Consider the following 12,489-nt stretch of genomic DNA (forward strand, 5'->3'; position numbering starts at 1 on the left):
GGCCTGTCCGCCCGCCGCTACCGGACCTCCTGCCGTTCGGTGCGGCTCGTGGGTACCCGCTTGCCCGGCTTCTCGGACTTCCCCGTGGCGCGGGCCCTGCCGCCCTTGCGGCGCCCGGGGCGGGAACCGGTGTCGCGGTTGTGCAGCTCGATGGCCAGCGGAGAGGCGGTGAAGACCGACGAGTACGTGCCGACCCCCACGCCGACCAGCAGCGCGAGCGCGAAGTCGGTGAGCGAGTCGTCGGCCAGGATCGCCAGCGAGGCCAGGATGAGCACCGCGCCCATGCCGGTGTTGACCGTGCGCGGCAGGGTCTGCAGGATCGCGTCGTTGGTGAGCCGGTCGAACTGGGTCTTCCGCTCCTTGCCCAGCAACTCCCGGATGCGGTCGAAGAGCACCACCGAGTCGTTGACCGAGTAGCCGATCACGGTCAGCAGCGCCGCCAGGAACACCCCGTCGATCGGCTTGCCCAGCCAGGCGAACACACCGACCAGAATGACCACGTCGTGGGCGAGCGCACCGACCGCCGCCGTGCCGAACAGCAGGCGGAACCGGACCGCCAGGTACGCCAGCTGCGCGGCCAGCGCCAGGCCGAGGGCGATCAGGGCGTCCCGGCGCAGCTCCTCGCCGAGGCTCGGGCCGATCAGCTCGTCGCGGACCTTCTCCGTCTCGCCGCCCAGTTCGGCGACGGCCTTCGTGACGGTCGCCGCCTCGGTGTCGGTCAGCTCCTCCGTGCGCACCGTGAGGTCGCCGTCCCCGGAGGACTGGACGACGGCGCGCGGGAAGCCCGCGTCGGCCAGGGCGTCCCGCGCCCGGTCGGGATCGACCTGGGTGGCGGTGGAGTACTCGATGAGCCGCCCGCCGGTGAACTCGATGCCGAAGTTCAGGCCCCGCACCAGGATGCCCGAGCCCGCCACCACGAGGACGATCAGCGAGGCCGCCAGCCAGCGGCGCGGCCGGCGCATCAGGAACGGGTCGCGGCGCAGCAGGGCGTCCCGGACCGGGCCGGTCGAGGAGATGCCGGTGATGCGCGGGCGGCGGAAGACCGACGGGCGGCTCGCAGCGAACTCGGCGAGCACCCGGGTGATCACCAGGGCGCTGACCATCGAGGCCAGCACACCGATGCCGAGCGTGACGCCGAAGCCCTTGACCGGACCGGAGGCCAGGAAGAACAGCAGGGCGGCGGCGATCAGCGTGGTGATGTTGGAGTCGGCGATCGCGCTGAAGGCGCTGCGGAATCCGGCGGTCAGCGCGGAGCGCGTACTGGGACGGGTCCGGGCCGCCTGTTCCTCGCGGGCCCGTTCGAAGACCAGGACGTTGGCGTCCACCGCCATGCCGATCGCCAGGACGAAGCCCGCGAGGCCCGGCAGGGTCAGGGTCGCGCCGACCGCGGCCAGGGCGGCGTAGGAGATCAGGCCGTAGCAGAGCAGGGCCACCGTCGCGATGGCGCCCATCAGCCGGTAGACGACGATGATGAACAGCGCGGTCAGCGCGGTGCCGATGACGGCGGCCCAGGCGCCGGCGTTGATGGCCTCGTCGCCCAGGGTGGCGCCGATGGTGCGCTGCTCGATCGTCTCGACCGGCACCGGCAGGGCGCCGCCCTTGACGAGCAGGGCCAGTTCGCGGGCCTCCGCGTCGTCGAAGGACCCGGTGATCTGCGTGGAGCCGCCGGTGATGCCCGCCCCGCAGGCCACGGAGGGGTCGACCTGCGGCGAGGAGATGATCTTGTTGTCGAGCACGATGGCGACCCGGCGCTGGGGATCACCGGCCGGGTGGCAGGCCGCCTCGCCGGTCACCTGGGCCCACCGGTCGCTGCCGGCGTCCTTGAAGTCGACGGTGACGTGCCAGCCCGCGCCGCCCTGCTGGTCGAAGCGGGCGTCGGCGCCCTTGACGTCCTGCCCGGTCAGCGTGGCGTCCTTCAGCCGCAGCGACTGCCCGGACTCGTCCGGCAGCACCCGCTCGCCGTCCTTGGCCTCCGTGCCGTCGGCCCCGTTCCCGGGGCTCTCGGCCGCGCCGAGTACCGAGTGGACGGTGAGCTGCGCGGTGCGGCCCAGCACGTCGGCGGCCTTCTTGGGGTCCTGCACGCCGGGCAGCTCGACGACGACGCGGTTCTCGCCGGAGCGGACGATGGTCGGCTCGGCGACACCGAGGGCGTCGATGCGGCCGCGCAGCACCTCCACGGTGCGGTCGGTGGCCTCCCGGTCGGCCTTGGTGGTCTCGGTGGACTTGGTCTCCAGGACGATCTGGGTGCCGCCGCGCAGGTCGAGCCCCAGGCGGACCGGCATGGTCAGGGCGATGGCCACGGCCCCGGCCATCACGACGAGCGCGACGAGCGCGCGGACGTTCAGGGAACGGGACCGCGTACGGGAAGTACGGGAGCGGGAAGTACGGGAGCGGGAAGGGGGACGGGAGCGTTTCAAGACGGGCCTCCGGCGGGCACGCCGCGGCGGCGGCCGAGCGCGGCCGCGGCGGAAGAAGGTGACGGGTGGTCGGGGTGTGCGTCTCAGCTGCCGGAGGAGACGGGCGGCGCCCGGCCGCTGTCGTGGCTCGCGCGGCCGGGGGAGACCGGTACCGGACCGGGCGTGGCGGAGGTCCGTGCGTGGTCACCGGGGGCGGCACCCGCGTGGCGCGCCGCGGCGGCCGCGTGGTGGTCGGGTGCCGTCGGGCGCTCGGCCAGGTGGTCGTGCCGGGCCCGGGGCTGGGCGGCGCAGACCGGCGTACAGCCGTCGTCCGCGTGGAGGTCGAGGGCCGGATGGGGCACGGCCGTGGCCGCGGCGCCGGCGAGGGGACCGGTGGGGCCCACCCGGGCGCCGGCCGCGGGCCAGGCCGGGACCAGCGGCAGCAGAACGGTCAGCAGCACCGTGAGCACCGTCGCGAGCCGGTGGCGCATGCACCGTTCCCTTCTGTGGTGGGTGTGCGGGCCGGGGGAGGAGCCCGGGGCTCCGGCCGGGGAGTGGGCGGCCAGAGCCACGGGCGGTTCGGGGGACCGTCAGGGCTCGATGAGCCCGGCGCGGATGGCGTACCGGGTCAGCTCCAGGCGGTCGCGCAGGCCGAGCTTCTGCAGCAGGTTCGCCCGGTGCCGCTGGACGGTCTTGATGCTGATGAAGAGGATCTCGGCGATCTCCTTCGAGGAGTGGCCCTCGGCGACGAGCTTGAGGACCTCCTCCTCGCGCGGGGTGAGGATGTGGTCGGAGGTCTCCTCGCCGTGCCGCACCCGGTCGAGGTAGTTGCGGATGAGCGCGGTCACCGCGCCCGGGTACAGGAACGGCTCGTCGCGCATCGCGGCGCGGCAGGCGGCGACCAGGTCCCGGTCGGCGACCGACTTGAGCACGTATCCGCAGGCCCCCGACTTCAGCGCCTGGAACAGGTACTGCTCGTTGTCGTGCATCGTCAGCATCAGGATGCGCAGCCCCGGCTTCAGCGCGGCCAGTTCGCGGGCCGCCTGGAGGCCGGTGAGGCGCGGCATCGCGATGTCCAGGACCGCGAGGTCGGCCTCGTGCGCCCGCGCCATCTCGATGGCCTCCGCGCCGTCCCCGGCCTCGGCCACCACCTCCAGGTCCGGCTCCCGGTCGAGGATGAGGCGCACACCGCGGCGCACCAGCGCGTGGTCGTCGGCGAGCAGGATGCGGATCTTCGACGGGGCGGACGCCGGGGGAGTGCCGTACGCGGACGTCGTGGACGCGGGCGTCGTGGGCGTCGTGGACGCGCCGGCGGGGCGGCCGTGCGCGGACGGGGCGGACGGCTCGGGCAGGGACGGGTCGGACATGGTCGGTGCTACTTCCTGGGAAGGGGTGCGGTGAGCCGGATGCGGGTGCCGGCGCCGGGTGCCGACGTGATGTCGAGGGCGGCCCCGATGAGCAGGGCCCGTTCCCGCATGCCGCGGATGCCGGCGCCCTCGTGCGCCGCCTCGATGCCGCGCCCGTCGTCGGCGACGGTGAGCGTCACCGCGCCGTCGGCGCGGGCCAGGCCCACCTCCAGGCGCTCGGCGTCCGCGTGGCGGGCGGCGTTGGTCAGGCTCTCCTGCGCCACCCGGTAAAGGACCAGTTCGGTCTCGTGGTCCAGGACCGGCAGATCGGCGTCGAAACGGCGCACCACCCGCAGACCGGTGTGGGTGGCGAAGTCGTGCGTGAGCGAGGACAGCGCGCTGATCAGACCGAGGTCGTCCAAGACGCCGGGCCGCAGCCGGCGCACCAGGCGGCGGACCTCGTCCAGGCTCTCCCGGGTGATCTCCTGCGCCTGGTGCAGCTCGTCGCGCAGCGGCTCCTCGGCGTCGTCCGCGGCACGCCCCAGGACCAGCAGGATCGCGGTCATGCTCTGCCCGACCTCGTCGTGCAGCTCCTGGGCGATGCGGCGCCGCTCCGCCTCCTGGGCGAGCAGGACGCGGGCACTGCTGGTGGCCCGCTCGTTCTCCAGGCGGTCCAGCATGGCGTTGAAGGTGCGGATCAGCTCCGGGACCTCACCGCCGCCGGAGATCGGCAGCCGCTGGCCGGGGCGCAGCAGGTCCACGGTGGTCATCAGCTTGGTGAGCCGTTCCAGCGGCGCCAGGCCCCAGCGCAGCAGGGCGCCGTTGGCCACCAGCATGACGCCCATGCCGACCACGAGGACGACGGCCTCGGTCAGCAGGATCGGCACGGAGACGGTCACCGGAGCCCACAGCAGCAGTGCCGTGGCGAAGCCCAGCACCACCGCGTTGAGCCCGAAGATCCGCCAGAACAGGGACACCGGGGGTACGCCTCCTTCGGCGACGTGTCGACTTGGTACGCCTCTACTGTCGGTCATCGCGCACCCTCGGTGGGAGCTGCGGCCCAGGTAGCGACCGAGCAAGCGACCAGCGTGCTCCTCGCGGACCCCTCCGGTCGATGGGGCCCGACCCCCATTTCCGGCTCGCGGCATACCCATACGGCCGCCCCGGCGCACCGCCGAGTGGATCCCGCACCCCCGGGCAAATGGGTCCTGCGCCCGATGGGTTTCCCCGGGCGGCCCGGCCAAGGTTGAGGATGACCGGGTCCGATCGGCCCGGCACTCGGCATACCCGCAGAACCTTCCGAGAAAAGGACCACTCATCGTGTCGCTCGACGCCTCCCGCATCGAACCCCGCCCCGAGCGGCTTACCGCTCACGAGGCGCGCCAGCGTCTCGAACACGCCCGCAACACCCGCGTCACCCAGCTGCAGGCCCTCGCCGAGAGCGGCCAGGCGGACGACCAGCTGATGTCCGCGCAGAAGGCCGCGATCGAGCGGGTGCTCAAGGAGATCGACGAGGCCTTCGCCCGGGTCGAGGACGGCACCTACGGCGCCTGCCTCGGCTGCGGCAAGCCCGTCCCCGGGGAGCGCCTGGAGATCCTCCCCTACACGCGGTACTGCGTCGCCTGCCAGCGCCGCGCGGCCGCCTGACGCCCCGTCCCACCGTCCCCGTCCAGTACCGTCCCTCCCGCCCTGCCCAAGGGGTGAAGTGGTGAACAACCAGATCATCGGCGACCGCGACACGCGTCTGTCGCCCCTGTCGCCCGAGGACCTCGCCGCGCTCCGGGACAACCTCCGGGAGCAACGGCTGTTCCGCGAGGAGCAGCTGCGGCAGATCGCGGCGTACCCGTCCCGCACCGACGAGTCGATCCAGCGGCGGTCCGCCGCGCAGACCGAGGTCCGGGTCAAGCTGGCGGCCTCCGCACGCATGGTCCTCGCCGACGTGGAAGCGGCCCTCGACCGCATCGCCGAGGGCCGCTACGGCAACTGCCATCTGTGCCGGCGCGCCATCGACCGCGACCGCCTGATGATCGTGCCGCAGGCCCGCTACTGCGCCCGCTGCCAGCAGGTGCGGGAGGCCGGACGATGACCGTGCTCCGGCGGCCCCGGGCCGCCCTGTCCCGGCACCGGCCGTGGCCGCTGTGCCGGCAGTGCAGCGGCGTCGCCCTCGACATGGGCAGCGCCCGTACCCGCGCCTGGGTCGCCGGGCGCGGAATGATCCTCGACGTGCCGACGGTGACCTTCCCCGGCGCGGGCGCGGTGTACCCCATCCAGCGCGGCTCCATCGTCGACACCCAGGGCACCGCCCGGATGCTCGACCGGCTGCTGGGCCACCGGCTGCCCCGCTTCGCCCGTCCGGTGGTCGTGGTGACCGCGCCGGTCCTCGACGGGCTGGCCTACCGGACCGAGGCCCGTACGGCCGTGGAGGTGCTGCGCCCGCGCACGGTGCTGACCGTGCCCAGCGCGCGGGCCGTGGCCCTCGCGGCGAGTGCCGACCTGACCCGGCCGCTGCTCGTGATGGACATCGGCGCCCATCTCACGGAGGTGGTGCTGCTGGTGGACGGCGCCGTCTTCGACGCCCGCCGCACGGCGCTCGGCACGGGGGACATCGACGAGGCGACCCCGTCCGCGCGGATCGGCGAGGCGCTGGCCGACATGACGACCTCGATGCTGCGCCAGGACGCCACGTCCCTCACCCTCGACGCGCTCGGCCGGGGGCCGCTGCTGGCGGGCGGGGGTGCGCTGCGCCCCGAGATCACCTGCCGGCTGGCCGACCGGCTGCACGTGCCGCTGCGCGCCGTGCCCGCACCGCACACGGCGGCCGTCCGCGGCGCCGCGAAGCTCCTGGAGGCCGCGCACACCCACCCGTCGACCACAGGCACGGACCCACCCGACCACCACCCGCACTGACCCGGTGCCGGGCCGGTGCCCGGGTCGCCGGTTCGTCTTCCGGTGCGCCGGGGGGGCCGGGGGTTGGGCGTCGACGGTGTCGGTCGTTCGTCCGTGGGACGGGCGTGGCTCCGCCGGTGGGCTCGTTCGCACCGCTTCGGTGCCGGGCAGGCTCTGGTCCGCCGGAGCACGGGCCCGGCACTTCGGCGCCCGGCCACCCACCCCGGGAGACGGGCGCCGCCCGTACCGGCCGCCGTACGGGGACCGGTTGCCGCAACCGGTTCCGGGGCCACGGCACCGGCAACCGGTACCGGTGTGAGACACCGGCCGTCGGGCTCGGCCCGGAGGCTCCGGCGGCCCACCCCCGTCCGGCGGGGTGGGCACCCCCTCCGGCGGGCCGGGTCCGGCGTCCACCACCGGTCCGGCGGGCCGGGCACCGCTCGCCCCGGCCCGCCGGACCGGAAGCACCACACCCACTTCTCCCGCAAGCCGCCCTCGTCCCCGGCCCTCGTCCCCGCTCCCGTTCTCCGACTTCCGCCCTCGTCCCCGCTCCCGATCTCCGTCCCTCGCCCTGGGCCCCGTCCCCGATCCGCGCCCGCCCCGTCCCCCGACCCCGTTCGTACGGTCGGCGTCCGCCCCGGCGTCGGCCGTACCCCGTGTCTCACGTGGGGAGCGTGCGACCCGACCCGACCCGACAACCGCCCCGCCCCAGGAAGGAGGCACCCCGTGGCCGGAGAGATTCCTCAGGCCCAGCCACCACCCGCCGTTCCCGATCCCGACCCCGATCGCGGGCGGCACCCGTATCTCCTGCTCTGGCGCTGGCGGCGCAACCCGTTGCGGCGGCCGAGCGACCGGCTGCGGGCGTGGGTCTCGCTCGGGCTCGTGCTCGCCGTGCTGGTGGCGGCCCCGGCCGCGATGTTCGGGGTCGGCGACAGCGCCTACCGGCACTACCGGAGCACCGCCGAGCACGAGGCGCGTACCCGGGACCACCGCCCCGCGGTGCTGACCCACGACGCCCCGCGCCATCCCGAGCCGGGCTCGGACGAGGCGAAGAAGACCCGCTACCCGGTCCCGGTCCGCTTCACCGGCCCCGACGGGGCGAGCCGGACCGGGAAGGCCGAGGTCGAACCGGGACTGCCGGCGGACAGTACGGTCCTGGTCTGGGTCGACGACGAGGGCCGGATCACCGAGCCGCCGCTGACCGCGGAGCAGATCCGCAGCCGCACCATGGGCTGGGCGATCCTCGCATTCCTGGGCGTCGTCATCACCGGCCTAGCGGCGCACGCCGCCACCGGCCTCGTGCTGCACCGGCGCAACCTCGCCCAGTGGGACGCGGCCTGGGCCAACACGGCCCCGCGCTGGAGCAGACACCCGTGACGTCCGTCCGGGCGCGGCTCCCTCACGCCGTCGCCGCACCCGCCGCCGGCGGCGCCAACTGCCGCGCCAGCCAGGTCGGTACGCCGCCCAGCAGCCGGAACAGCCGCCGCGCCTCCTCCCGCAGCCGGGACGCCTCCGGCTCCGACTCGGCGTCCGCGAGCGAGGCCAGCGCCGGGGCCGTGCCGACGAGGTACCCCAGCTCCTCGCGGATCCGCAGCGACTCCGCGAAACCGTGCCGCGCCTCGGCCAGCTCCCCCTCCCGCAGGGCGAGTCCGGCCAGATGCCGCCAGGTGAAGGACTGGAGCAGCGGATCGGCGTGCGCGGTGGCACCGGCGTGGGCCCGCCGGTACGCCGCGCGGGCGGCCTGCGGCGAGCGGGTCAGGTTCTCCGCGAGCAGCCCGCGCCGGAAGTCCAGCAGCGCCCGCCCCCCGGCCCCCGGCGCGATCAGCGCCGCCGCCCGCCCCAGCGCGGCCCGCGCCTCGTCGGCCCGGTCCCGCACCCCGTGCACCGTGGCGGCGTAGGCGAGCTGCCCCCGTTCGCACGCGGCGGCCCCGCGCTCGTCGTCGGTGTGCGCCAGGGCCTCCGCGGTGCGCAGCGCGTCCTCGGCCTCGGCCCAGCCCTGCTCCGTGTACAGGCACCGCTCCACCAGCAGCGCGGTCCGCTGCAAGGCGGTGTCCGCGGTGACCGGCTCCAGCAGGGCGGCCGCGTCGGCCCAGCAGCCGCGCGAGCGCAACCGCCATACCGCGGTCTGGAGCGGATCGTCACCTTCGGTCGTTCCCCAGCCAGAACCAGCCATGGCGGAATGCGCCACGTCGCCCTCCCCTTAGCACGCCATCGAGCTCTCGAGTGGTGGCCGCATCTCAGCACGGATCCGGCGGCCCGGCCAAGGGGATGGGTGAAACTTTTCACAAAGTCGTGGACTTCGGGCCGCCGAGGTTTGGGAGCGCGCCGGGCTCTCCGGCGCCCTCCGCGCGCCCCGCTCAGCTCATTCGCAGGGCCAGGAAGAAGTCCAGCTTGTCCTCCAGGCGCGACAGGTCGCGCCCCGTCAGCTGCTCGATCCGCCCGACGCGGTAGCGCAGCGTGTTGACGTGCAGGTGCAGCCGGTTCGCGCAGCGCGTCCAGGATCCGTCGCTGTCGAGGAACGCCTCCAGTGTCGGGATCAGCTCGGCGCGGTGGCGGCGGTCGTAGTCCCGCAGCGGGTCCAGCAGCCGGGCGGTGAAGGCGCGCCGGACGTCGTCGGGGACGAAGGGGAGCAGCAGCACGTGCGAGGCCAGCTCCTGGTGGCCGGCCGCGCAGACCCGGCCGGGGCGGGCCGCGGCGACCCGGCGCGCGTGCCGGGCCTCCTCCAGCGCCCCGCGCAGCCCCTCCGCCGAGTGCACGGCCGCGCTGACGCCGAGCGTGATGCGCCCGTCGCCGTCCAGCCCCGCCGCCAACGGCTCCCGCACGGATGCGAGCAGCGCTTCCGCGAGGACCCCCGCCTCGGAGCCGTCGTGCTCGCTGGAGACCGCCGGCAGCGGTACCAGGGCGACCGCCTCCTCACCGGTGTGCGCCACGGCGATACGGTCCGACTGCTCGGGCCCGGTGGCGTGCGGGTCGACGAGGATCTCCTCCAGCAGGGTCTGCGCGACCCGGCCGGTCTGCTCGTCGCCGTCCTCCCACTCCACCCGGGCCACCACGACCTGCCAGTGCGGCGCGGCGCCGAGGCCGGGCAGCAGCACCGGCGCCGCCACCCGGAGCCGGGCCGCGATCTCGGCCGGCGCGGCGCCCGTCTGCACCAGCTCCAGGACCTCCTGGGCCAGCCGCCGCCGCACCGTGCGCGCCGCGTCCCGCCGGTCCCGCTCGACCGCGATCAGCTGGGTGACGCCGTACAGCAGGTCCAGGCGCTCCTCGGCCCAGTCCCCGGCGTCCGCCTCCACCACCAGCAGCCAGTCGGACAGCACCGTCTCGCGCACGTCGCGCCCCGCACCGGCGCCCTGCGGCGAACGCGCCCCCGGCGGCGTGACCGGGGGCTGTCCCCGGCCGCGCACCGGGAAGAGGCTGTACGTCGTCGAGCCCACGGTCACCCGGTGCGGGGCGCGCCGGCCGGTGCGGGTGGCCGCGAGGTGCTCGGCCGCCAGCTCGGCGCACACCTGTGCGGAGAGCGCGGGCTCGGCGTCCTTCGGCCCGGCGACCTGCCGCCCGGTGGGGGAGAGCACCCACGCCCGCAGGTCGAGGTCGGAGCCGAGCAGGTCCAGGACCACGTCGGGGCCGCCGCCCGCCGGTCCCGAGGTCATCATCCGGCGGTGCCGGTCCACCACGGCCGCGAGGTCCCCGGCCCGCTCGCCGGACACCTGGCGCACGACGTGCTCGGTGATCGTCGCGAAGGCCACCGACTCGTGCACCGCGAACAGCGGCAGCCGGTGCCGCGCGCACGCCACCACCAGGTCCTCCGGCACGTCCCCCAGCTCCGCCTCACCGGCGGCCAGCGCGGCCACCTGGGCCTGCACCAGGAGGCGGACGAACGGCTCGGAGTCGGCGGCGCCGCGGCGCCAGGCCAGACCGGTGAGCACCAGTTCGCCGCCCGAGAGGTAGCGGCTGGGGTCGCGCAGGTCGGTGGTCATCACGCCCCGGACCGTGCGGTCCAGCTCGTCCTCGCCGCCGAGCAGCTTGAGGCCCAGCGCGTCGGTGTCCAGCAGTGCGCGCAGCCGCATTCTCGTCGCCGCCGTTCTTTGTCTCGAAGTGTTCCAGGTCACGCGGCTGTGTCGCCCGATTCCAGAGGAGAAGAGGGAGGCAATTGAGCACCTCCGTTCATACGAATCTACAAGATGCCCGCCCTGGCCAGCCAACTCCTTCATGGTTTCTGCGACTGACCCTGGTGGAGCGGACGACGGTGTACTGAGGCCGTTCCGCGTGAACAGCACATGAACGAGCCGGGCCTCCCGTACCCGCAGGTGGCTCAATCCGTACGCCCGATCAGACCCGCCCGAGCAATGCGCACCGATCAGACGAGGAAGAGAGCCGGTCATGGACTTCCTTCGCCCCGCCAGTTGGGAGGAGGCGCTCGCCGCGAAGGCCGAGCACCCCACCGCTGTGCCGATCGCGGGCGGTACCGACGTGATGGTCGAGATCAACTTCGATCACCGCAGGCCCGAGTACCTCATGGACCTGGGCCGCATCGGCGACCTGGCCGAGTGGGAGGTCGGCGAGACCTCCGTACGGCTCGGTGCCTCCGTGCCGTACACCCGGATCATGGAGGACCTGCGCACCGAGCTGCCGGGTCTCGCCCTCGCCTCGCACACGGTCGCCTCCCCGCAGATCCGCAACCGCGGCGGCGTGGGCGGGAACCTCGGCACCGCGTCCCCGGCCGGCGACGCCCACCCGGCGCTGCTCGCCGCCGGCGCCGAGGTCGAGGCCGAGTCGGTGCGCGGCATCCGCCGCATCCCCATCGACGCCTTCTACACCGGCGTGAAGCGCAACGCGCTGGAGCCCGACGAGCTGATCCGCGCCGTGCACGTCGCGAAGGCCGACGGACCGCAGCAGTTCTCCAAGGTCGGCACCCGCAACGCCATGGTCATCGCCGTGTGCGCCTTCGGCCTCGCCCTGCACCCCGCCACCCGTACCGTCCGCACCGGCATCGGCTCGGCGGCGCCCACCCCGGTCCGGGCCACGGCCGCCGAGGAGTTCCTGAACGCGGCGCTGGAGGAGGGCGGCTTCTGGGAGAACGGGAAGATCGTCACCCCGTCGGCGGTCAAACGGTTCGCGGACCTGTGCGCCGCCGCCTGCCACCCCGTCGACGACGTCCGGGGCACCGCGGACTACCGCCGCCACGCGGTCGGCGTCATGGCCCGCCGGACGCTCACCTGGACCTGGGAGTCGTACCGCGGCGCCCGCCGCACCACGGAAGGAGCCGCGTGATGCGCGTCAACCTCACCGTCAACGGACGTCCGCAGGAGGCCGACGACGTGTGGGAGGGCGAGTCCCTGCTGTACGTGCTGCGCGAGCGGATGGGCCTGCCGGGCTCCAAGAACGCCTGCGAGCAGGGCGAGTGCGGCTCCTGCACGGTCCGCCTGGACGGCGTGCCGGTGTGCTCCTGCCTGGTCGCGGCCGGCCAGGCCGAGGGCCGCGAGGTCGTCACGGTGGAGGGCCTGGCTCGGTTCGCCCGGCGACGCGCCGAGGGCGAACCCGCCACCGGCGCCCACGGCGGGGCGAGCACCTCGCCGGACGCGGCCCGGCGGTGGCAGGCCGGCGGGACCGACTCGCAGACCGGCGAGAACATCGAACTCGCTCCCGTGCAACAGGCGTTCATCGACGCCGGTGCCGTCCAGTGCGGCTTCTGCACCCCCGGACTGCTGGTCGCCGCCGACGAGATGCTGGAGCGCCACCCGGACCCGAGCGACGAGGACATCCGCGAGGCGCTGTCGGGCAACCTGTGCCGCTGCACCGGCTACGAGAAGATCATGGACGCGGTCCGCCTGGCCGCCGCCCGCCGGTCCGAGGAGGCCTGA

12 protein-coding genes are annotated in these 12,489 nt (G+C 74.6%); 6 read left to right on the plus strand and 6 right to left on the minus strand.

The features are described 5' to 3' along the window. Positions 1-17 precede the first annotated feature (17 nt). The 4 genes from secD to ACH4D3_RS02085 form a co-directional block, all read right to left on the minus strand. On the minus strand, positions 18-2,417 hold the full coding sequence (gene secD / locus ACH4D3_RS02070) for a protein translocase subunit SecD (protein ID WP_398315366.1): 2,400 nt from the start codon (positions 2,415-2,417) through the stop codon (positions 18-20). Positions 2,418-2,500: 83 nt separating this feature from the next. Then, on the minus strand, positions 2,501-2,887 hold the full coding sequence (locus ACH4D3_RS02075) for a hypothetical protein (protein ID WP_398315368.1): 387 nt from the start codon (positions 2,885-2,887) through the stop codon (positions 2,501-2,503). Between the two features lie 99 nt (positions 2,888-2,986). Then, positions 2,987-3,763, minus strand: coding sequence for a response regulator (locus tag ACH4D3_RS02080; protein WP_398315370.1), 777 nt, complete (start codon positions 3,761-3,763; stop codon positions 2,987-2,989). Positions 3,764-3,771: 8 nt separating this feature from the next. After that, a complete protein-coding gene (locus ACH4D3_RS02085) occupies positions 3,772-4,719 on the minus strand; it encodes a HAMP domain-containing sensor histidine kinase (RefSeq protein ID WP_164271016.1) in 948 nt (315 codons plus the stop codon). A 343-nt stretch (positions 4,720-5,062) separates the two neighbouring features. On the opposite strand from ACH4D3_RS02085, the gene ACH4D3_RS02090 reads away from it, so the two are divergent. The 4 genes from ACH4D3_RS02090 to ACH4D3_RS02105 all read left to right on the plus strand — a co-directional run bounded on the left by ACH4D3_RS02090 (position 5,063) and on the right by ACH4D3_RS02105 (position 8,005). Then, positions 5,063-5,389, plus strand: a complete 327-nt coding sequence (locus ACH4D3_RS02090; protein WP_109029625.1) for a TraR/DksA C4-type zinc finger protein — start codon at positions 5,063-5,065, stop codon at positions 5,387-5,389. A gap of 58 nt (positions 5,390-5,447) precedes the next feature. Then, positions 5,448-5,828, plus strand: coding sequence for a TraR/DksA family transcriptional regulator (locus ACH4D3_RS02095; RefSeq protein WP_398315372.1), 381 nt, complete (start codon positions 5,448-5,450; stop codon positions 5,826-5,828). Continuing rightward, complete coding sequence (locus tag ACH4D3_RS02100) at positions 5,825-6,649, plus strand: rod shape-determining protein (protein ID WP_398315374.1); 825 nt, start codon at positions 5,825-5,827, stop codon at positions 6,647-6,649. The genes ACH4D3_RS02095 and ACH4D3_RS02100 overlap by 4 nt, the downstream gene beginning before the upstream one ends. A gap of 705 nt (positions 6,650-7,354) precedes the next feature. Further along, complete coding sequence (locus tag ACH4D3_RS02105; RefSeq protein WP_398315376.1) at positions 7,355-8,005, plus strand: hypothetical protein; 651 nt, start codon at positions 7,355-7,357, stop codon at positions 8,003-8,005. A 22-nt stretch (positions 8,006-8,027) separates the two neighbouring features. Here ACH4D3_RS02105 and ACH4D3_RS02110 read toward each other — a convergent pair whose 3' ends face one another. Continuing rightward, positions 8,028-8,816 carry a hypothetical protein gene (locus ACH4D3_RS02110; protein WP_003972756.1) on the minus strand — a complete coding sequence of 263 codons (789 nt, stop codon included), beginning with the start codon at positions 8,814-8,816 and terminating at the stop codon, positions 8,028-8,030. A gap of 169 nt (positions 8,817-8,985) precedes the next feature. Continuing rightward, on the minus strand, positions 8,986-10,695 hold the full coding sequence (locus ACH4D3_RS02115) for a PucR family transcriptional regulator (protein WP_398315378.1): 1,710 nt from the start codon (positions 10,693-10,695) through the stop codon (positions 8,986-8,988). A gap of 313 nt (positions 10,696-11,008) precedes the next feature. Here ACH4D3_RS02115 and ACH4D3_RS02120 point away from each other — a divergent pair, with 313 nt between their 5' ends. Continuing rightward, a complete protein-coding gene (locus tag ACH4D3_RS02120) occupies positions 11,009-11,899 on the plus strand; it encodes an FAD binding domain-containing protein (RefSeq protein ID WP_398315380.1) in 891 nt (296 codons plus the stop codon). Further along, a complete protein-coding gene (locus ACH4D3_RS02125) occupies positions 11,899-12,489 on the plus strand; it encodes a (2Fe-2S)-binding protein (protein ID WP_398315382.1) in 591 nt (196 codons plus the stop codon). Before ACH4D3_RS02120 ends, ACH4D3_RS02125 begins: the two co-directional genes overlap by 1 nt.

This window comes from Streptomyces sp. NPDC018026 (assembly GCF_044327745.1).
GTDB classification, from domain to species: Bacteria; Actinomycetota; Actinomycetes; order Streptomycetales; family Streptomycetaceae; genus Streptomyces; species Streptomyces rubrogriseus.

What these genes read in the sequence shown, in the direction of transcription:
- ACH4D3_RS02075 (WP_398315368.1), bottom strand. Translation starts at nt 2,887, where the DNA reads ATGCGCCACCGGCTCGCGACGGTGCTCACGGTGCTGCTGACCGTTCTG.
- ACH4D3_RS02115 (WP_398315378.1), bottom strand. Translation starts at nt 10,695, where the DNA reads ATGCGGCTGCGCGCACTGCTGGACACCGACGCGCTGGGCCTCAAGCTG.
- ACH4D3_RS02080 (WP_398315370.1), bottom strand. Translation starts at nt 3,763, where the DNA reads ATGTCCGACCCGTCCCTGCCCGAGCCGTCCGCCCCGTCCGCGCACGGC.
- ACH4D3_RS02100 (WP_398315374.1), top strand. Translation starts at nt 5,825, where the DNA reads ATGACCGTGCTCCGGCGGCCCCGGGCCGCCCTGTCCCGGCACCGGCCG.
- ACH4D3_RS02125 (WP_398315382.1), top strand. Translation starts at nt 11,899, where the DNA reads ATGCGCGTCAACCTCACCGTCAACGGACGTCCGCAGGAGGCCGACGAC.
- ACH4D3_RS02120 (WP_398315380.1), top strand. Translation starts at nt 11,009, where the DNA reads ATGGACTTCCTTCGCCCCGCCAGTTGGGAGGAGGCGCTCGCCGCGAAG.